Origin of the sequence: Pseudomonas sp. 29, from assembly GCF_002754355.1 — a bacterium.
In the GTDB taxonomy this organism is placed as follows: Bacteria; Pseudomonadota; Gammaproteobacteria; order Pseudomonadales; family Pseudomonadaceae; genus Aquipseudomonas; species Aquipseudomonas neuropathica.
On the sequence record NZ_PEEY01000001.1, the window covers coordinates 2,864,610 to 2,884,311 of the forward strand.

16 protein-coding genes are annotated in these 19,702 nt (G+C 59.4%); 6 read left to right on the forward strand and 10 right to left on the reverse strand.

Annotation, left to right across the window (positions count from 1 at the left end; translation table 11 throughout):
- Positions 1-3 precede the first annotated feature (3 nt).
- From CLU80_RS13385 to CLU80_RS13410, 6 genes are read left to right on the forward strand one after another with little or no spacing between them, the layout of a single operon-like run.
- Positions 4-1,446 (forward strand): mannose-1-phosphate guanylyltransferase/mannose-6-phosphate isomerase, encoded by a 1,443-nt coding sequence (locus CLU80_RS13385; protein WP_099757588.1) that lies wholly within the window; start codon positions 4-6, stop codon positions 1,444-1,446.
- The gene (locus CLU80_RS13390) at positions 1,447-2,244 is read left to right on the forward strand and encodes an ABC transporter permease (RefSeq protein ID WP_099757589.1); all 798 of its coding nucleotides are present in this window, start codon (positions 1,447-1,449) and stop codon (positions 2,242-2,244) included. It begins immediately after the preceding gene.
- Positions 2,244-3,497, forward strand: a complete 1,254-nt coding sequence (locus CLU80_RS13395) for an ABC transporter ATP-binding protein (RefSeq protein ID WP_099757590.1) — start codon at positions 2,244-2,246, stop codon at positions 3,495-3,497. The genes CLU80_RS13390 and CLU80_RS13395 overlap by 1 nt, the downstream gene beginning before the upstream one ends.
- On the forward strand, positions 3,494-4,861 hold the full coding sequence (locus tag CLU80_RS13400) for a glycosyltransferase family 4 protein (RefSeq protein WP_099757591.1): 1,368 nt from the start codon (positions 3,494-3,496) through the stop codon (positions 4,859-4,861). The genes CLU80_RS13395 and CLU80_RS13400 overlap by 4 nt, the downstream gene beginning before the upstream one ends.
- Positions 4,845-5,975 carry a glycosyltransferase family 4 protein gene (locus CLU80_RS13405; protein ID WP_093429561.1) on the forward strand — a complete coding sequence of 377 codons (1,131 nt, stop codon included), beginning with the start codon at positions 4,845-4,847 and terminating at the stop codon, positions 5,973-5,975. The genes CLU80_RS13400 and CLU80_RS13405 overlap by 17 nt, the downstream gene beginning before the upstream one ends.
- Complete coding sequence (locus CLU80_RS13410) at positions 5,976-7,106, forward strand: glycosyltransferase family 4 protein (protein ID WP_093429560.1); 1,131 nt, start codon at positions 5,976-5,978, stop codon at positions 7,104-7,106. It abuts the gene before it with no gap.
- 118 nt (positions 7,107-7,224) lie between these two features.
- Here the strand turns inward: CLU80_RS13410 and CLU80_RS13415 are convergent, their stop codons facing one another.
- The 10 genes from CLU80_RS13415 to atpA all read right to left on the reverse strand — a co-directional run bounded on the left by CLU80_RS13415 (position 7,225) and on the right by atpA (position 19,694).
- Positions 7,225-9,255 (reverse strand): pyridoxamine 5'-phosphate oxidase family protein, encoded by a 2,031-nt coding sequence (locus CLU80_RS13415; protein ID WP_099757592.1) that lies wholly within the window; start codon positions 9,253-9,255, stop codon positions 7,225-7,227.
- 45 nt (positions 9,256-9,300) lie between these two features.
- A complete protein-coding gene (locus tag CLU80_RS13420; protein WP_093429558.1) occupies positions 9,301-9,927 on the reverse strand; it encodes a glutathione S-transferase family protein in 627 nt (208 codons plus the stop codon).
- Between the two features lie 105 nt (positions 9,928-10,032).
- Positions 10,033-10,959 (reverse strand): LysR family transcriptional regulator, encoded by a 927-nt coding sequence (locus CLU80_RS13425; protein WP_099757593.1) that lies wholly within the window; start codon positions 10,957-10,959, stop codon positions 10,033-10,035.
- A 73-nt stretch (positions 10,960-11,032) separates the two neighbouring features.
- Complete coding sequence (gene glmS / locus CLU80_RS13430; RefSeq protein ID WP_099757594.1) at positions 11,033-12,865, reverse strand: glutamine--fructose-6-phosphate transaminase (isomerizing); 1,833 nt, start codon at positions 12,863-12,865, stop codon at positions 11,033-11,035.
- A gap of 2 nt (positions 12,866-12,867) precedes the next feature.
- A complete protein-coding gene (locus tag CLU80_RS13435) occupies positions 12,868-13,644 on the reverse strand; it encodes a DeoR/GlpR family DNA-binding transcription regulator (RefSeq protein ID WP_007911964.1) in 777 nt (258 codons plus the stop codon).
- A 231-nt stretch (positions 13,645-13,875) separates the two neighbouring features.
- The gene (gene glmU / locus CLU80_RS13445) at positions 13,876-15,243 is read right to left on the reverse strand and encodes a bifunctional UDP-N-acetylglucosamine diphosphorylase/glucosamine-1-phosphate N-acetyltransferase GlmU (protein WP_099757595.1); all 1,368 of its coding nucleotides are present in this window, start codon (positions 15,241-15,243) and stop codon (positions 13,876-13,878) included.
- A 117-nt stretch (positions 15,244-15,360) separates the two neighbouring features.
- Positions 15,361-15,786, reverse strand: a complete 426-nt coding sequence (locus tag CLU80_RS13450; RefSeq protein WP_093429554.1) for a F0F1 ATP synthase subunit epsilon — start codon at positions 15,784-15,786, stop codon at positions 15,361-15,363.
- Between the two features lie 45 nt (positions 15,787-15,831).
- The gene (atpD, locus tag CLU80_RS13455; RefSeq protein WP_007911961.1) at positions 15,832-17,211 is read right to left on the reverse strand and encodes a F0F1 ATP synthase subunit beta; all 1,380 of its coding nucleotides are present in this window, start codon (positions 17,209-17,211) and stop codon (positions 15,832-15,834) included.
- Positions 17,212-17,238: 27 nt separating this feature from the next.
- Positions 17,239-18,099 (reverse strand): F0F1 ATP synthase subunit gamma, encoded by an 861-nt coding sequence (gene atpG, locus CLU80_RS13460; RefSeq protein WP_099757596.1) that lies wholly within the window; start codon positions 18,097-18,099, stop codon positions 17,239-17,241.
- A 50-nt stretch (positions 18,100-18,149) separates the two neighbouring features.
- Positions 18,150-19,694, reverse strand: a complete 1,545-nt coding sequence (gene atpA / locus CLU80_RS13465) for a F0F1 ATP synthase subunit alpha (RefSeq protein ID WP_016984064.1) — start codon at positions 19,692-19,694, stop codon at positions 18,150-18,152.
- Positions 19,695-19,702: the final 8 nt, after the last annotated feature.

Genomic DNA, 19,702 nt, shown 5'->3' on the forward strand with positions numbered 1-19,702 from the left:
GCCATGCTGATTCCCGTGATTTTGTCCGGCGGTGCCGGCACCCGTTTGTGGCCGGTGTCCCGCGAGGGCCATCCGAAACCGTTCATGAATCTGCCCGACGGCCAATCGCTGCTGGGCAAGACCTATCAGCGTGCGGCAGCGTTGCTCGACGGCTGGGGCGACATCGTCACGGTGACCAACCGCGAGTACTACTTCCAGAGCAAGGATCATTATTGCGCCGCCCATGTCTCGCGTCATCGCGGGCATTTCCTGCTGGAGCCGAGCGGGCGCAACACCGCGCCGGCCATTGCTGCTGCCGCGTTGTCGCTGCAAGCACTGCACGGTGACGACGCGATCATGGTGGTGATGCCCGCCGATCATTTGATCGTAAATCAGGACGCGCTGAAGACGGCGGTCGAGCACGCGGTCAATCTGGCCAAAGACGGTTATCTGGTGACCTTCGGTGTGATTCCGACGGCGCCGGAAACCGGCTTCGGCTACATCGAAACCGGTGCCCCGCTGGATGCCAAAGGCGCGGCGAAAGTGCAGCGTTTCGTCGAGAAACCCGACCTGCAAACCGCGACCCATTACCTGGAAAGCGGCAACTTCCTGTGGAACTCGGGAATGTTCTGCTTCACCACTGCCAGCGTGATTGCCGAACTGCAATTACATGCGCCTGAACTGCTGGAGCAGACCCGCGTCTGTATGGCCGCCAGTGCGCCGATCGAAACCGTCGGCTGCCTGCAACAGGAGCTTTCACCGGCGCTGTTTGCTGAAATCACCGACATTTCCATCGATTACGCACTGATGGAGCGCTCGGAAAAAGTGGTGGTCGTGCCCGCCGGTTTCGACTGGAGCGACATCGGTTCGTGGGGCGCCGTCGCGGCCCTGGTACCGGCCGACGCCGACAACAACCGCGCCAGCGGTGAAGCGATCTTTATCGACAGCCATAACAACTTTGTCCAGAGCGATGGCCGGCTGGTAGCAACAGTGGGTGTGGATAACCTGATCGTGGTCGATACTGCTGACGCCGTGCTGGTAGCCCACGCCGACCGTGCGCAGGATGTGCGCCGCGTGGCCAAGCAACTCAAGGACAAATCCCACGAAGCCTATCGCCTGCATCGCACCGTCAGCCGTCCGTGGGGCACCTACACCGTGCTCGAGGAAGGCCCGCGATTCAAGATCAAACGCATCGTGGTCAAGCCTGGCGGCAAGTTGTCGCTGCAAATGCACCATCACCGCAATGAACACTGGGTAGTGGTCGAAGGCATGGCCAAGGTCACCAACAATGGCAGCGGTACGACGCTGGTAGCCAAGAACGAATCGACCTTCATCGCCGCCGGCCACAAGCATCGCCTGGAAAACCCCGGGGTGATCGATCTGGTGATCATCGAGGTGCAAAGCGGTGAATACCTGGGAGAGGACGATATCGTCCGCTTCGAAGACCAGTACGGCAGGACGGTTTAGATGCTGCTTTCCCTGTTCCGCTCGCTGCATGAATACCGGGGTTTCATCCTCGGCAGCGTACAACGAGAGTTTCAAGCGCGTTATCGCAATTCGCTGTTCGGCGCCCTGTGGCCGATCTTCAATCCGCTGTCGATGATCATCGTGTACACCGTGATCTTTTCTCACATCATGCGCGCCCGCTTGCCCGGTGTGGATGACGGCATGGCCTACAGCATTTACCTGTGCGCCGGCCTGCTGACGTGGGGGCTGTTTTCGGAAATCACCCTGCGCAGCCAGAACATGTTTCTGGACAACGCCAACCTGCTGAAGAAAATAAGTTTCCCGAGGGTCTGCCTGCCGGTGATCGTGTTGATCAATGCCGGGATAAATTTCGCCATCATCATCGGCTTGTTTCTCGGTTTCCTGCTCGTCACCGGACGCTGGCCGGGCATGGCCCTGATGGCGCTGGTGCCGCTGGTGGCCCTGCAAATGATGCTCTGCGCCGGACTCGGTATGGTGCTGGGCGTACTCAATGTGTTCTTCCGTGATGTCGGGCAGCTCTTCGGTATCTGTCTGCAATTCTGGTTCTGGCTGACGCCGATCGTCTATCCCATCTCCATCTTGCCGGAGTGGTTGCAGAGCCTGCTGCAATACAACCCGCTGACCAACCTGATCGCCAGCTACCAGAATCTGTTCCTCTACGGCCAATGGCCACTCTGGAGCTCACTGCTGCCGACATTCGTGATCGGCGCAGTGTTCTGCGCCATCGGCCTGCGCCTGTTCCGTCAACGGGTTGGTGAAATGGTGGATGAACTCTGATGGGACATATCCGTGTCACCGGGCTGGGCAAAGCCTATAAGCAATACCCCAGCCGCTGGAGTCGCCTGGCTGAATGGCTGATTCCTTTTTCAGCACTGCGTCACCGCCAGCATTGGGTACTCAAGGACCTGACATTCGAGATCCCGGCCGGCCAGGCCGTGGGCATCGTCGGGGCCAATGGCGCGGGCAAGAGTACGCTCCTGAAGATGATTACCGGCACCAGCCGACAGACTTGCGGCACCATTGAGCTATCGGGTCGGGTCGCCGCATTGCTGGAACTGGGCATGGGCTTTCACCCGGACTTCACTGGCCGGCAAAACGCCGTGATGGCCGGGCAACTGCTCGGTATGCAACTGGAGGAAATCAATGCATTGATGCCGCAGATCGAGCGCTTTGCTGAAATCGGCGAGGCGATTGATCATCCGGTGCGCACCTACTCCAGTGGCATGCAGATGCGGCTGGCATTCAGCGTCGCCACCGCGCGCCGCCCCGATATTCTGATCGTCGACGAAGCGTTGTCCGTGGGCGATGCCTATTTCCAGCATAAAAGCTTCGAACGCATCCGCGGCTTCCGCGCGGCCGGCACCACCCTGCTGATCGTGTCCCATGACCGTTCGGCGATTCAATCGATCTGCGATTCGGCGATACTGCTAGAGGGTGGCCGCATGGCCATGCACGACACGCCCGAAACGGTGATGGATTACTACAACGCCTTGCTCGCTGAACGTGAAGGCCAGACCGTACGTCAGGAAATACTCAGCGACGGCCAGGTGCAAACGGTGTCGGGCACTGGCGAAGCCGGCATTCTGCGGGTGCGCCTGCTGGACGAGTCCGAACGCTCGATCGAAGCCGCCGAAGTCGGTCAGCCAGTGGTACTGGCGGTTGACGTCGAAGTGCGTCAGGACATCGAACGGCTGGTATTGGGGTTCATGATCAAGGATCGCCTCGGCCAGCCCATGTACGGCATCAACACTCATCGCCAGCATCAGGCACTGGAAAACCTGCGGGCCGGCGAGCGCATCAGCTATCGCTTTGCGTTTGTCATGGGGCTGGGCAAAGGCAACTACTCCGTGGCCCTGAGCCTGTCGCGGCTGGACTCGCACCTGGATCGAAATTACGAGTGGCGTGATCTCGGTCTGGTGTTTCATGTCATCAACAATCGACGAGAAGATTTCGTCGGTTGCGCATGGCTCAACGCGCAGACCACGATCAGCCGTGACACCGAAGTCAGCCATGTCGAGCGCACACCATGACCCGCTTGCTGGTGGAGTGCACCCATGTATTCAAAAACCCGACGGTCAACTCGGGGATTCAGCGTGTGGTGCGCAACGTCATCAAGCAACTGCCTGCCAGCGCCGCAGGCGTCGAGTGCATGCCAGTGGTGGTGCTCAATGGCGAACTTTATCGCGTCCTGCAATTGGCAGCGTGCGATACGCCTTTTTTCAACGCGCTGGAAACCTTCGGTGGACGCCTGGAGCGCCTCGCCCATCGCGTCTGGCAATGGCACCAGCGGCGTGACGCCCAATGCACCTCGAAGCTGGCGCGACGAATTTTGTATGTCGGATACCGGCTCACCATCTTCGCCGCATTCGGCCTGCCGATCCGCCTGATCCGAAGAATCAACCGCAGGCAATTGCTCAAGCGTTGTTCACCACTGCAACATCAGCCGGGCGATCAATTGGTGCTGCTGGATTCATCCTGGCACTCGGATTTTTTTGCCCACGTCGAGCGACTGAAACGCGACGGCGTCGGCATGATTGCGGTGATCTACGACCTGATCCCGCTGACTCACCCACAGTTTTACGATACGCGTCTGGTCGAGGTCTTCAGCGAATGGTTCGACTGGATCACTCGCACAGCGGATGGCTACATGGCGATTTCCGCCACGGTGCGCGATCAAATGCATGAAGAGATGCAGCGCAGAATCGGTGCCGAGCAGTCCAATAAGCGCTGGTTCGATTTCTTTCACTTGGGTTCCGAACTGGATCTGCACAACGACCAGGCCACGGTTGATCCACGCCTAAGACAATTGTTCACGACAACAGACCCGGTTTACCTGATGGTCAGCACCATCGAGCCGCGCAAGAATCATGCGTATCTGCTCGATGCCTTCGAGCGCGCCTGGGCCACAGGCTCGACGGCCCGGCTGTGCATCGCCGGGCGGGTCGGCTGGAAATGCGACACCCTCCTCGCCCGGGTGCGCAATCATCCCGAGCTGAACCAGCGTCTGTTCATGTTCAACGACCTCAGTGACACCAGCCTTGAACACGCCTACGCCCATGCCAGTGCGCTGGTGTTTCCCTCGTTCGTCGAAGGCTTTGGTCTGCCCCTGGTGGAAGCCATGCAGCGTGGCTTGCCGGCGATGGGCAGTGATATCGCGGTGTTCCGTGAAATCGGCGGCGAGTTCATGGCGTACTTTGATCTGCAGGATCCGCAAAGCCTTGCCGACCTGATCAATCAATTCCAGCGCAGCGGCCAGTTCCCCGCTGCTCGCGACGTCACGGACTGGCAGTGGATCGGCTGGCGCGAAGCCAGTCTGCAACTGGCCGAACGCAGCGTGCGTAACGTTCTGCAAGCGCCGGCGGCGCCAGCGAGGCTGCATGCGCATTGCCCTTAACGCACGAATTCTCCAGGCGCCGCGTACCGGCATCGGCCACTACGTCGCCGAACTGGTCAACGCCTTGCGCAGCGAGCCTGATATGGATGTGACGTTATTCCATGGCTGGGGCTGGAGTTCGGCGCTGCCGGAAGCGGCCATGCCCGGTTACTCGCGTCTGACGCCACTGCTGCGGCAAATCCCCGGTGCCTATCAGGCGCGCCGCTGGTTGGAGCAGAAACGCTTCGATCAGGGGCGCGCGCAAGGTATCGACCTCTATCACGAGCCAAGTCTGTGGCCGCTGGCCTTCGACGGCCCGACCGTAATCACCCTCCACGACCTGACACACCTGCATTTCCCCGAGACCCAGCCCCCGGCGCGGCTCAAGGAAATCGAGCGTCGCTTGGCTCAGGGTGTGCAACAGGCGCAGGTGATTCTCACCGACTCGCAAGCCATTGCTGAGGAAGCTCAAGCTTATTTCGGCCTGCCTGCCGAGCGTTTTGTGGTGGCGCCACTGGGCGTCGCCGAGCGCTTTCATCCACGCGAGGCGAGCACCATTGACGCGGTGCTCAAGGCGCACGCGGTCGAGGCGCGGGAATATTTCCTGAGTGTGGGTACGCTGGAGCCGCGCAAGAATCTTGGCCTGGCCCTACGTGCCCATGCCCTGTTGCCGGAGGCTGTGCGCCAGCGCTTTCCGCTGTTGATCGTCGGTATGGCCGGGTGGGAGCGCGAACAGTTCAGCGACCCCTTGCGTCAGGCACTGGCCAGCGGGCACGTGTGCCTGCTCGGTTATCTGCCCGATGAACAGGTCGCGCAACTGCTGGCCGGCGCCCGGGCGCTGATTTTTCCATCACTGTATGAAGGTTTTGGTCTGCCGGTATTGGAGGCCATGGCCAGCGGCACACCGGTGGTGCTCACGCGTTCTTCAGCGATGCCGGAAGTCGCGGGCGCGGCGGGCAACTATATTGAAGCTGACGATGCAGAAGGCCTGCGTGACGCGCTGAGCCGACTGATCGACGATCAAGCGCATTGGCAGGCATGCCAAGAAGCCGGGTTACAGCAGTCACGGCTTTTTTCCTGGGAGCGTTGTGCACAGGCCACAGCCAGTGCCTACCGCCAGGCCATGGGAGGTTGAATGCGAGTTCTTCATTTTTTCAAGACGTACCTGCCTGACTCCGTCGGCGGCATTGAGCAAGTGATCTTCCAGCTCTGCGAGAGCGGCGCCCAGCACGGCATCGATGGCCAGGTGCTGACATTGAGCGCTGACCCGACACCGGCCGTGGTGCAACTCGGTCAGCACGAAGTGCACCGGGCCAAACTCGATATTCAATTCGCCTCCACCGGTTTTTCCTGGAGTGTGTTCAAACAGTTTCGCGAGCTGGCCGCCGAGGCCGACGTGGTCAATTACCACTTCCCGTGGCCGTTCATGGACATGGTGCATTTCGCCAGTGCGATGAATAAACCAAGCGTGGTGACCTACCATTCGGACATCATTCGCCAAAAGCACCTGCTCAAACTCTATCGCCCGTTGATGAATCGCTTCCTCGCCAGCGCCGACCGCATCGTTGCCGCTTCACCGAACTACCTGCACACCAGCGATGTGCTGCAGCAGTTCCAGGACAAGACCCGAGTGATTCCCTACGGTTTGAACAAGGCCGGTTATCCACAGCCGGATACCGAACGAATGAATCGCTGGCGCCAGCGGGTTGGGGACAAGTTTTTTCTGTTTGTCGGCGTGATGCGTTACTACAAAGGCCTGCACATCCTGCTTGAGGCCCTGAAAGACGTGGACTATCCCGTGGTCATTGTCGGCGCCGGGCCTCTGGAACTGGAACTGCACGCTCAGGCTCGGGCGCTGGGCCTGCGCAACATTCATTTCCTCGGGCGCCTGGGTGACGAAGACAAAGTCGCACTGCTGCAACTGAGCTACGCCATCGTCTTCCCTTCGCACCTGCGCTCGGAAGCGTTCGGCATTTCTTTGCTGGAAGGCGCGATGTACGGCAAGCCGATGATCTCCAGCGAGATCGGCACTGGCACCAGCTACATCAATATTCACAACGAAACCGGGCTGGTGGTGCCTCCGAGTCATCCACAGGCGTTTCGCGAGGCGATGCGCACACTGTGGGAAGACCCGGTGCGCGCCGCCGCGATGGGGGTGAAAGCCGAAGCGCGTTACCGGCAGTTATTCACAGCCGATGACATGGGCCGCAAGTGGACAGAGCTGTATCAGGAATTGCTGGAAGAGAAATCCCTGTCTTACGCATAATGCTATTCAACACAAATTCATTGTAGGAGTGAGCCTGCTCGCGATAGCGGTCTGTCAGCAACAATGATGTTGATTGACCCGACGCGATCGCGAGCAGGCTCACTCCTACAGGGTCAGGTTACAGATCCAGTACCAGTGGCTGCGTGCTTTGCGCTGGAACCGCGCAACAAATCAGCACATGCCCCGCTTCCGGAATATCCGCCGGCACCTGTGGATAATTCACCGCGCCACTGACCAGCCGGGTCTTGCAGGTACCGCACGACCCACCACGGCAACTGAACTCCGGGCGTAGTCCGCGACTTTCTGCCAGTTCCAGCAAACTGCCGCCATCGGGTTGCCAACGTGCCTCTTTCGCCGAGCGCTCAAACACCACCGGCACCGAAGTGGTCGCTGCGGGCGGTTGCTCGATCACGATCGCATCCGGATCGGCCTGACGTTTCAGCGTCGACGGGCCAAAGGTTTCCGCGTGAATCTGCGCGTCGCGCACATCCAGTTCGCGCAGGGTGTCGTAAAGCCCTTGGGTAAAACCACCGGGACCGCAGAGGACAAAGTCGAGTTGGTCGAAATCCTCGGCCTCCAGCAGGTTCCTCAGCACCGCGCCGTCGATGCGCCCATGCACATCGAAATCCTCGCCCTCTTGCAGATCGGCTTCCGGCTGGCTGAGCAGACGCAGCACTCGTACAGAATCGCCTGCGGTTTCGAGCAGACGATCCAGCTCCCTGCGAAACGGCTGATCGGCGAGGCTGCGCGAACTCTGCAGCAACAATGTCGGACGAATCCCTCGAGTGCGTAAGCCTTGGTAAACCACCTCACGCAACATCGACAGCAACGGCGTGATGCCTACTCCGGCCGCCAACAGCACCAACGGTCGGTGCTCCAGTGGCGCGACAGTGAAATGCCCTTGCGGTGCCCGCGCCTCCAGTACATCACCAACGCGAATCTGCTCATGCAGGTGCGAGGAGATCAGCCCTTCGCGCTTCACGCTGATCCGGTAGAAACCATCCGATGGCGCACTCGAAAGGCTGTAGGTGCGGATGTGTACCTCACCGTCGAGGGTAAAACGCAGCGGCAGATGCTGGCCGGCGAGAAACACCGGCAAACCGGCGCCGTCGGTCGGCTCCAGATAGATCGAGCGGATGTGGCGGCTCTCCGCTTCGATCTTCGCCACGCGCAGCGGCCGCCATTGATTACCCAGTGCCTGCGCCTGCAAACGGGCGTCGGCTTCGGCCCAATTACCGGTCAGCAGGCTGGTCGGCGACATGCCTTCGAAGCGCCAGCGCAACGCCAGAGCTGCCGGACGCCGCACCAGTTTTTCCACCTCAAATGTCCACAGCCGTTCCGCACCTTGAAAGGCCTCGATCTGCGGGTCATCGAGAAGGATCTCGGTACGCCCGCTGAGTTGCAGCAGATCACCTGTGGAAAAGTCGATGAACAGCAAGCCGGCCTTGGGATTGAGCAGCAGATTGCCGAGGGTGTTGAAATGCAGGTTGCCGGCAAAGTCAGGGATGGTCAGACGATTGCCTTCCACCCGTACGAAACCGGCCTGGCCACCCCGGTGAGAAACATCCACCGCACGCTGGCCGTCGACATCGACATAACTGGCGACAAAAAACGTATCAGCGCCAGCGATCAGCGCTATGGCTGCATCATCGAGGCCGCTCAGATGCTCAGCCGGGCGTGTCTGCGGATCTGTCAGCGGCACCCGCTGAAACTGCCGCAGTTGAATGTACTGCGGGCAGTTGCCGAAGGCCTGATCCACGCTGACGTCAAAACCATCAGCGCTTAGATTGCCGACATGGCCGTTGAGCCGATTGCGCCGGCGGGTGTGCAATTCGATGCCAAGCAAACCGATCGGCTCGCCATTGCGCAGTTGCGCCGGGTCATCGGCAGCAGGCTGGCTGGCGAAATGCAAATGCTCGGGATCCGGCGACCGGGCAAACCCCGGCGCACCTTCGAGCACACTGGCCCACGGCATCCCCTGCGCATCGACTGCGCCGTACAGCATGAAGGGCAGTTGCTGATAGAACTCACGGTGCTGATCCGGCATCCAGGTGCGAATCACCTTACGCCCGAATGCTTCCATACGATCGGCAACGCCGACATGGGCCTGCAATTGCTGTTCGCCAGCGTGCCACGGTGAACGTTCCATCACGACCTCTCCCCTGCACCGTCGGCGCAGTGTCGATTGCGAAAATCAGGCAGTGGTTTGCAGACCGGCAACCGTACGCGGCATGCCGACGAAACCAGGCAAGGCTTCAACCCGCGCCAGCCAGGCGCGGACGTTGCCGTAGTCGTCCAGCGACACGTTGCCTTCCGGTGCGTGGGCGATGTAACTGTAGGCAGAAACGTCGGCAATGGTCGGTTCGTCGCCGGCCAGGTACGCGGTTTTGCCCAACTCGATGTCCATCACCTTGAGCAGGTTATGCGCCCGGGTGATTGCCTCGTCCGCATTCAGTTGTGCGCCAAACACCGTGACCAGTCGCGCTGCAGCGGGCCCGAAAGCGATAGGTCCGGCTGCGGCCGACAACCAGCGCTGCACACGTGCGGCGCCGACAGGATCCGTTGGCAACCAACGGCCGTTGCCGTATTTCTGCGCCAGGTACACCAGAATCGCGTTGGAGTCGGCCAGCACCACGCCGCCGTCATCAATCGCCGGTACTTGGCCAAAACTGTTGATCGCCAGATACGCCGGCTGCTTGTGCTCACCCTTGGCCAGATCGACGAAAACCAGCTCGGTCGGCAGTTGCAGCAGGGACAACATCAGCTCGACACGGTGGGCGTGGCCGGAACGTGGAAAGTTGTAGAGTTTGATCGCTTGCATGGTCGACTCCGCTGAACAGGGGCGCCACTGCGGGAATGAGAGCGCCGATGGAGGCCATCTTGCGCTGATCGCAAAAACAACAGAATAACCAGTAACTGCAATCGATTATTTCATTGGGTGCAATAACGCAGCGCCTTTCAAAGCAGGATGTTCGCGCAAAGCGTTGGCGGTGAAATCGACAAAACTGCGAATCCGCGCCGGCGCCTTGCGCCCGCCCTGATAAACCACATGGATCGGCAATGTCGGCAGTTCAAATTCAGCGAGGACGATTTCCAGCTCACCGGTCGCGATTTTGCTGGCAACTTGATAAGACAGCACCCGAGTCAAGCCCAGCCCCATGCAGGCTGCGGTAATCGCTGCCTGATTGGCGGTCACGATCAGACGCGGCTCAGGACGCACGCTAAGCGGTTCGCCCGCGTCGAGAAACGGCCAACTGCGTTGCTGGCTAATCGCTGAAGTCGCCACCACTGGCGCGCCCGCCAACGCGTGGGGATGAGCCGGTCGGCCATATTTGGCAAAGTAGTCCGGCGAGCCGCAAACGACCCTACGCACCTCACCCACGCGAACAGCATGCTGACTGCTGTCCGGCAGATCACCGATACGCACCGCCACATCGATGCCCTCCTCGACCATGTTGACGATCCGATCGACCAGTACCGCATTGATCGTGACATCCGGATACTGCGCCAGATAACGCGCCATCAGCGGCGTCACAAACAAATCACCGAACAACACCGGCGCTGTGACCGTCAGTTGCCCACGCGGCTCGGCATGACTGCCCGCTGCCGAATCTTCGGCCTCCTGCACCTCGGCGAGGATCCTCCGGCAATCCTCCAGATAACGCTGCCCGGCTTCGCTCAAATGCACACTGCGCGTGGTGCGGATCAACAACTGCGTACCGATGCGTTGCTCCAGCGCCGCCACCGCCCGCGTGACGCTGGCAGCCGACAATCCCAGACGCCGCGCGGCAGAGGAAAAGCCTTGCTCTTGGGCGACGGTGGTGAAGATGTGCATTTCCTGGAAGCGATCCATGGTGCCTCTCGAGTCAGATACAAAAATCGCAGCCGAAGCTGCGATTTTTGCGCGTAGGTCAGCTGTGGATAACTTATTCCACCGTCACCGACTTCGCCAGGTTACGTGGCTGATCGACGTCCGTGCCCTTGAGCACCGCAACGTAGTACGACAGCAACTGCAGCGGAATCGTGTAGAGGATCGGCGAGAGGATGTCGTGGATGTGCGGCATCTGCACCACGTGGGTGCCTTCGCCGTTGGTCATCCCGGCTTTTTCATCGGCGAACACGATCAGTTCACCGCCACGGGCGCGGACTTCCTGCAGGTTGGATTTGAGCTTTTCCAGCAGTTCGTTGTTCGGCGCCACAGTGACCACCGGCATATCGTTATCCACAAGCGCCAGCGGGCCGTGTTTCAGCTCGCCGGCCGGGTAGGCTTCGGCGTGGATGTAGGAGATTTCCTTGAGTTTCAAGGCGCCTTCCATTGCTACCGGGAATTGCGCACCACGACCGAGAAATAGCGTGTGGTTCTTCTCGGCGAACAGCTCGGCGATTTTTTCCACCGTGCTGTCCATGGCCAGTGCTTCGCCGAGACGGGTTGGCAGGCGACGCAGTTCTTCGACCAGACGTGCTTCGACGCCGTCGGCCAGTGTGCCGCGCACTTGGCCCAGCGACAGGGTCAGCAGCAATAGGCCGACCAATTGCGTGGTGAAGGCTTTAGTCGAGGCGACGCCGATTTCGCGGCCGGCCTGGGTCAGCAGGGTCAGGTCGGATTCGCGCACCAGTGAGCTGATGCCAACGTTGCAGATGGCCAGGCTGGCGAGGAAGCCCAGTTCCTTGGCATTGCGCAGCGCCGCCAGGGTGTCGGCGGTTTCGCCGGACTGCGAGATGGTCACGAACAAGGTGTCCGGCTGCACCACCACTTTGCGGTAGCGGAATTCGCTGGCGACTTCGACCTGGCACGGGATACCGGCCAGTTCTTCGAGCCAGTAACGCGCGACCATGCCGGCGTGATAGCTGGTGCCACAGGCGACGATCTGTACGTTGCGGACTTTGGCGAACAGTTCGGCCGCTTGTGGGCCGAACGCTTGCACCAGCACCTGATCGTTGCTCAGGCGACCTTCGAGGGTGCGTTGTACAACGGCCGGTTGCTCGTGGATTTCCTTGAGCATGTAGTGGCGGTATTCACCTTTGTCGGCAGCTTCGGCACCATCGCTGTACTGCACGGTCTGGCGCTCGACGGCATTACCGTTGATGTCCCAGATCTGTACGTTATCGCGGCGAATTTCGGCGATATCGCCTTCTTCCAGGTACATGAAGCGGTCCGTGACCTGACGCAGGGCCAATTGGTCAGAGGCGAGGAAATTCTCGCCCAGACCCAGACCGATCACCAACGGGCTGCCACTGCGCGCGGCGACCAGACGATCCGGCTGTTTGGCATTGATCACGGCCAGACCGTAAGCACCGTGCAGTTCCTTGACCGTCGTTTTAAGCGCAACGCTCAGGTCTGGCTGGTCCTTGAGCTTGTGGTTGAGCAGGTGGGCAATGACTTCGGTGTCGGTGTCCGAAGTAAACACGTAACCCAGCGCTTTCAGTTGTTCACGCAGGGCTTCGTGGTTTTCGATGATGCCGTTGTGCACCACCGCGATGTCGCCGGAGAAATGCGGGTGCGCGTTACGCTCGCAAGGAGCGCCGTGGGTGGCCCAACGGGTGTGAGCAATGCCGAGACGGCCCACCAGTGGGTGTTCGGCCAGCGCCGCTTCGAGTTCACTGACCTTGCCCGGGCGACGCATGCGCTCGAGGGTTTCGTCGTTGGTGAAGACCGCGACACCGGCGCTGTCATAGCCACGGTATTCAAGGCGCTTGAGGCCTTCGAGCAGGATGGCGGTGATATTACGTTCAGCAACTGCGCCGACAATTCCACACATGCTTATTTCTCCTGACTGACAGCCGCGCAAATCACGGTGATACCGCGGGCCTGTATCTGATCGCGCGCTTCGATAGGCAGGCGATCATCGGTAATGAGGGTATGGACGCTGCTCCACGGCAGTTCCAGATTGGGGATCTTGCGACCGATCTTGTCGGCCTCGACCATGACGATGACTTCTCGCGCCACCTCGGCCATGACCCGGCTCAGTCCCAGCAATTCATTGAAAGTCGTCGTGCCGCGCACCAGATCGATACCGTCGGCGCCAATGAACAACTGGTCGAAGTCGTAAGAGCGTAGTACCTGCTCGGCGACCTGGCCCTGAAAGGATTCCGAATGCGGATCCCAGGTGCCGCCGGTCATCAACAGCACCGGTTCGTGCTCAAGTTCACTCAGGGCGTTGGCGACATGCAGGGAATTGGTCATCACCACCAAACCCGGCTGCTGGCCAAGTTCGGGGATCATCGCGGCGGTGGTGCTGCCGCTGTCGATGATGATCCGCGCGTGTTCGCGGATGCGTTTCACCGCCGCGCGGGCGATGGCCTGTTTGTACTTGGAAACGCTCTGCGCGGTTTCCGCGACCAGTTCCTGCGGCATGGTGATCGCCCCGCCGTAGCGGCGCAGCAACAGACCGTGGCTTTCCAGGGCGGCGAGATCCTTGCGGATCGTAACTTCCGAGGTTTCGAAGCGCTTGGCCAGTTCATCCACACTGACTTCGCCCTGCTCGTTGAGCAAGGCGAGGATGTTGTGACGGCGTTGCGGCGTGTTGCGTTTCGACATGGCGACTTAAGTTTCGTTTCGAAAGATAACGGAAGCAATCAAAACCTATCGGCTCTAAATCGTCAAGCGGCAGCAAGGCTTTTTTGAAAACGACACAAACAAAAATGTGGGAGCGAGCTTGCTCGCGAAGGCATCGTGTCAGTCAACATCAATGTTGAATGATCTACGGCATTCGCGAGCAAGCTCGCTCCCACATTGGATTTTCGTCGTTAAAAAGAAACTGTGGATAACTCAGCTCTTCTTGATCTTCTCCGGCCGCTTCCAGCCGTCGATATTTCTCTGCCGCGCTCGGCCCACGGCCAACTGCGCGTTATCCACATTCTGCGTAATCGTCGAGCCGGCCGCCGTGGTTGCACCGTCGGAGATATCCACAGGCGCGACCAGCGAATTATTGGAACCGATGAACACATCTGCACCCAGCACGGTTCTCCACTTGTTGGCGCCATCGTAGTTGCAAGTGATGGTGCCGGCGCCGATGTTGGTACGCGCACCGATCTCGGCATCGCCCAGATAAGTCAGGTGTCCCGCCTTGGCGCCTTCGCCCATGCGGGCATTTTTCAGCTCAACGAAGTTACCCACATGCGCGCGTGCTTCAAGCACGGTGCCTGGACGCAGACGCGCGAACGGGCCGGCGTCACTGCCCTCGCCCAGTACGGCACCTTCGATATGACTGTTGGCTTTGATGACCACGCCTTTGCGCAGGGTGCTGTCCTTGATCACGCAGTTCGGGCCGATCACCACGTCATCTTCGATGACCACATTGCCTTCGAGGATCACGTTGATGTCGATCAGCACATCGCGACCGACGGTCACTTCACCACGCACGTCAAAGCGCGCCGGATCACGCAAAGTGACGCCTTGCGCCATCAACCGACGACCAGCGCGCAACTGGTAATGACGCTCCAGCTCAGACAGCTGCTTGCGGTCATTGGCGCCCTGCACTTCCATCGGGTCGTGTGGTTGCTCGGTGGCGACCACCAGACCATCATTGACCGCCATCTCGATCACGTCGGTCAGGTAGTACTCGCCTTGAGCGTTGTTGTTCGACAGACGGCTCATCCAGTCAGCCAGACGATTGGCCGGGACAGCAAGAATGCCGGTGTTGCCTTCAGTAATTGCGCGTTGCGCTTCGCTGGCATCTTTGTGCTCAACGATCGCGGCCACCTTACCGTCGGCATCGCGCACGATGCGGCCGTAACCGGTCGGGTCATCCAGCTCGACGGTGAGCAAGCCCATCTGTCCAGGCACGACATGCTTGAGCAGACGCTGCAGGGTTTCGACTTCGATCAGCGGCACGTCCCCGTAGAGGATCAGCACGGTGTCGGCAGTAATGAACGGCACCGCTTGAGCGGTGGCGTGGCCGGTGCCGAGTTGCTTGTCCTGCAGGACGAAATTCAGATCGTCGGCAGCCAGTCGCTCGCGCACCACGTCGGCACCATGACCAATCACCACATGAATGCGTTGTGGATCGAGTTGCCGAGCGCTGTGGATAACATGACCCAGCATGGAGTTGCCGGCAATCGGGTGCAGCACCTTCGGCAGGGCCGAGCGCATACGCGTGCCTTGACCGGCCGCGAGGATAACGATTTCAAGAGACATGACTGGCTACCAATCCTGGGTGGTCAGCAACTGCGACCGGGTTGTAAAAATCGGAAAAGAAAAAAGGGTAGCCGAGGCTACCCTTTTTTATCAATCGCACAACAAGCGGCTGACGGATTAACCGCCAAACTTCTTGCGGATCTGCTGGACGGTGCGCAGCTGAGCTGCAGCCTCGGCCAGTCGCGCGGACGCAGCTCCGTAGTCGAACTCGGCGCCACGTTCATGCAATGCCTTCTCGGCAGCCTGAACGGCTTGCTGAGCGGAGGCTTCATCCAGGTCGGCAGCACGTTGCACGGTATCGGCAAGTACCTTGACCATGTTCGGCTGAACCTCGAGGAAACCACCGGAGATGTAGAACACCTCGGCTTCCCCGCCTTGCTTGATCAGGCGGATCGGACCTGGCTTCAGATTAGTGATCAGCGGCGCGTGACCCAGAGCGATACCAAGATCACCCAGTGCACCGTGCGCAATCACCATCTCGACCAGGCCGGAAAAGATTTCCCCTTCCGCGCTGACGATATCGCAATGGACTGTCATAGCCATCTGATTGCCTCAACCTAAATTAGCGCCCGTTGCCGGGCGCCGGGATTACAGTTTCTTGGCTTTCTCGATCGCTTCTTCGATGCCGCCAACCATGTAGAACGCTTGTTCTGGCAGGTGGTCGTAGTCACCGTTGAGGATGCCTTTGAAGCCAGCAATGGTGTCTTTCAGGGAAACGTATTTACCCGAAGCACCGGTGAAGACTTCAGCCACGAAGAACGGCTGCGACAAGAAGCGCTGGATCTTACGAGCACGGTTTACCAACTGCTTGTCGGCTTCCGACAGCTCGTCCATACCCAGGATCGCGATGATGTCCTTCAGCTCTTTGTAACGTTGCAGAACGTACTGAACGCCGCGAGCGGTGTCGTAGTGGTCCTGGCCGATTACGTTCGGGTCCAGCTGGCGCGAAGTCGAATCCAGTGGATCTACCGCTGGGTAGATACCCAGGGAAGCGATGTCACGGGACAGAACGACGGTGGCGTCCAAGTGGGCGAAGGTGGTCGCTGGCGACGGGTCGGTCAAGTCATCCGCAGGTACGTATACCGCTTGGATCGAAGTGATCGAACCTTCCTTGGTCGAAGTGATACGTTCTTGCAGAACGCCCATCTCTTCAGCCAGGGTCGGCTGGTAACCTACTGCCGAAGGCATACGGCCCAGCAGTGCGGATACTTCAGTACCGGCCAGGGTGTAACGATAGATGTTGTCGACGAACAGCAGAACGTCGTTACCTTCGTCACGGAACTTCTCGGCCATGGTCAGGCCGGTCAGTGCTACGCGCAGACGGTTACCCGGCGGCTCGTTCATCTGACCGTAAACCAGTGCCACTTTGTCCAGAACGTTGGAGTCCTTCATCTCGTGGTAGAAGTCGTTACCCTCACGAGTACGCTCACCCACACCGGCGAACACGGAATAACCGCTGTGCTCGATGGCGATGTTACGGATCAGTTCCATCATGTTTACGGTTTTGCCTACACCGGCACCACCGAACAGACCGACTTTACCGCCTTTGGCAAACGGGCAAACCAGGTCGATAACCTTGATGCCGGTTTCCAGCAGGTCGTTGCCGCCTGCCTGTTCAGCGAACGAAGGCGCTGGACGGTGAATGCCCCAACGCTCTTCGGTGTCGATCGGGCCAGCTTCGTCGATCGGGTTACCGAGGACGTCCATGATCCGGCCCAGGGTCGCTTTACCGACCGGTACGGAGATGGCTGCGCCAGAGTCGGTAACTTCCAGACCGCGCTTCAAGCCCTCGGTGGAACCCATCGCAATGGTGCGAACCACGCCGTCGCCCAGCTGTTGCTGAACTTCCAGAGTGGTTTCAGCCGCGCTCACTACTTTCAGCGCGTTGTAGATGCTCGGTACGCTGTCGCGTGGAAATTCCACGTCGATAACGGCGCCGATGATTTGAACGATACGTCCGCTACTCATAGCTGGATCCTCTGAATATTTGAACCGTTAAACCGCGGCAGCGCCGCCGACGATTTCCGAGATCTCTTGGGTGATCGCAGCCTGACGCGCCTTGTTGTAGATCAGCTGCAAATCGCTGATCAAATCACCGGCGTTGTCGGTAGCGTTCTTCATCGCGATCATCCGCGCAGCTTGTTCAGCCGCGTTGTTCTCGACCACCGCCTGGTAGACCTGCGACTCAACGTAGCGGACCATCAAGCCGTCAAGCAGCTCTTTGGCATCCGGTTCGTAGAGATAGTCCCAGTGGTGCTTGAGATCCTGATCCGGGGTGGCCACCAGTGGAATCAACTGCTCCACGGTAGGCTGTTGCGTCATGGTGTTGATGAACTTGTTGGACACCACGGACAGGCGGTCAATACGGCCGTCCAGGTAGGCATCCAGCATCACCTTGACGCTGCCGATCAGATCATTGATCGACGGCTCTTCACCCAAGTGGCTGATAGCTGCAACGACGTTACCGCCGAAGTTGCGGAAAAAGGCCGCACCCTTGCTACCAACAACACACAGATCAATCTCGACGCCGTTTTCGCGGTTTACCGCCATGTCCTTGACCAGGGCCTTGAACAGGTTGGTATTCAAGCCGCCGCACAGACCACGGTCACTGCTCACCACGACATAACCGACACGCTTGATAGTGCGGTCGATCATGAACGGGTGGCGGTATTCCGGGTTGGCGTTGGCCAGATGCCCAATAACCTGGCGGATACGCTCCGCATAAGGACGGCTAGCAGCCATGCGCATTTGTGCCTTGCGCATTTTGCTGACCGCCACTTTTTCCATGGCGCTGGTAATCTTTTGCGTGCTTTTGATGCTCGCAATCTTACTGCGAATCTCTTTTGCGCCTGCCATGTAACACCTATCAGGTTAGCAAGCGGGAGCCTCGCGGCTCCCGCTGCGGCTTACCAGGTTTGGGTGGCCTTGAACTTCTCGATACCGGCTTTCATGCCAGCGTCGATTTCGTCATTGAAGTCACCTTTAACGTTGATCTTGGCCATCAAATCGGCGTGATCGCGGTTGAAGAAAGCAATCAGCGCTTGTTCGAAGCTGCCGATCTTGGCGATTTCAATGTCAGTCAGGAACCCACGCTCAGCGGCATACAGCGACAGCGCCATGTCAGCGATCGACATTGGTGCGTATTGCTTCTGCTTCATCAGCTCGGTAACGCGCTGACCATGCTCAAGTTGCTTACGGGTCGCTTCGTCCAGGTCAGAAGCGAACTGGGCGAATGCCGCCAGTTCACGGTACTGAGCCAGAGCGGTACGGATACCACCGGAGAGCTTCTTGATGATCTTGGTCTGAGCGGCACCACCCACACGGGATACCGAAACACCGGCGTTCACTGCAGGGCGGATGCCCGAGTTGAACATGGCCGATTCCAGGAAGATCTGACCGTCGGTGATGGAAATCACGTTGGTCGGAACGAACGCGGAAACGTCGCCAGCCTGGGTTTCGATGATCGGCAGTGCGGTCAGGGAACCGGTTTTGCCGGTCACTGCGCCGTTGGTGAACTTCTCTACGTATTCTTCCGAAACGCGGGATGCGCGCTCCAGCAGACGGGAGTGGAGATAGAACACGTCGCCTGGGTATGCTTCACGGCCTGGTGGACGGCGCAGCAGCAGGGAAATCTGGCGGTAAGCCACTGCTTGCTTGGACAGATCGTCATAAACGATCAGCGCGTCTTCACCGCGGTCGCGGAAGAATTCACCCATGGTGCAACCGGAGTACGGTGCCAGGAATTGCAGCGCAGGAGATTCCGAAGCACTGGCAGCCACGATGATCGTGTTGGCCAGGGCGCCGTTTTCTTCCAGCTTGCGAACCACGTTGGCGATGGTCGATTGCTTCTGACCGATAGCTACGTAGACGCAGAAAATGCCGCTGTCTTTCTGGTTGATGATCGCGTCGATCGCCAGAGCGGTTTTACCGATCTGACGGTCACCGATGATCAGCTCACGCTGGCCACGGCCGACAGGGATCATGGCATCGACAGCCTTGTAGCCAGTCTGTACAGGCTGGTCTACCGACTTACGCCAGATCACGCCCGGTGCAACTTTCTCGACCGCGTCGGTCTCGGTGTTGCCCAGTGGACCTTTGCCGTCAACAGGGTTACCCAGTGCGTCGACTACGCGACCCAGCAGTTCCTTACCAACCGGAACTTCGAGGATGCGGCCAGTGCACTTGGCGCTCATGCCTTCAGCCAGAGACTGGTAAGCGCCCAGTACAACGGCACCTACGGAGTCTTGCTCCAGGTTGAGGGCCATACCGTAGACGCCGCCCGGAAACTCGATCATCTCGCCGTACATAACGTCGGCCAGACCGTGAATCCGCACGATGCCGTCAGATACGCTGACGACAGTGCCTTCGTTACGGGCTTGGGAGGTCACATCGAGCTTGTCGATGCGGCCCTTGATAATTTCACTTATTTCGGAAGGATTGAGTTGCTGCATTGCTCTGC

Bases quoted from the DNA above. Each gene is read 5' to 3' on its own strand.
- CLU80_RS13385 (WP_099757588.1), top strand. From the start codon at position 4: ATGCTGATTCCCGTGATTTTGTCCGGCGGTGCCGGCACCCGTTTGTGG.
- CLU80_RS13390 (WP_099757589.1), top strand. From the start codon at position 1,447: ATGCTGCTTTCCCTGTTCCGCTCGCTGCATGAATACCGGGGTTTCATC.
- CLU80_RS13395 (WP_099757590.1), top strand. From the start codon at position 2,244: ATGGGACATATCCGTGTCACCGGGCTGGGCAAAGCCTATAAGCAATAC.
- CLU80_RS13400 (WP_099757591.1), top strand. From the start codon at position 3,494: ATGACCCGCTTGCTGGTGGAGTGCACCCATGTATTCAAAAACCCGACG.
- CLU80_RS13405 (WP_093429561.1), top strand. From the start codon at position 4,845: ATGCGCATTGCCCTTAACGCACGAATTCTCCAGGCGCCGCGTACCGGC.
- CLU80_RS13410 (WP_093429560.1), top strand. From the start codon at position 5,976: ATGCGAGTTCTTCATTTTTTCAAGACGTACCTGCCTGACTCCGTCGGC.
- CLU80_RS13415 (WP_099757592.1), bottom strand. From the start codon at position 9,255: ATGGAACGTTCACCGTGGCACGCTGGCGAACAGCAATTGCAGGCCCAT.
- CLU80_RS13420 (WP_093429558.1), bottom strand. From the start codon at position 9,927: ATGCAAGCGATCAAACTCTACAACTTTCCACGTTCCGGCCACGCCCAC.
- CLU80_RS13425 (WP_099757593.1), bottom strand. From the start codon at position 10,959: ATGGATCGCTTCCAGGAAATGCACATCTTCACCACCGTCGCCCAAGAG.
- glmS (WP_099757594.1), bottom strand. From the start codon at position 12,865: ATGTGTGGAATTGTCGGCGCAGTTGCTGAACGTAATATCACCGCCATC.
- CLU80_RS13435 (WP_007911964.1), bottom strand. From the start codon at position 13,644: ATGTCGAAACGCAACACGCCGCAACGCCGTCACAACATCCTCGCCTTG.
- glmU (WP_099757595.1), bottom strand. From the start codon at position 15,243: ATGTCTCTTGAAATCGTTATCCTCGCGGCCGGTCAAGGCACGCGTATG.
- CLU80_RS13450 (WP_093429554.1), bottom strand. From the start codon at position 15,786: ATGGCTATGACAGTCCATTGCGATATCGTCAGCGCGGAAGGGGAAATC.
- atpD (WP_007911961.1), bottom strand. From the start codon at position 17,211: ATGAGTAGCGGACGTATCGTTCAAATCATCGGCGCCGTTATCGACGTG.
- atpG (WP_099757596.1), bottom strand. From the start codon at position 18,099: ATGGCAGGCGCAAAAGAGATTCGCAGTAAGATTGCGAGCATCAAAAGC.
- atpA (WP_016984064.1), bottom strand. From the start codon at position 19,694: ATGCAGCAACTCAATCCTTCCGAAATAAGTGAAATTATCAAGGGCCGC.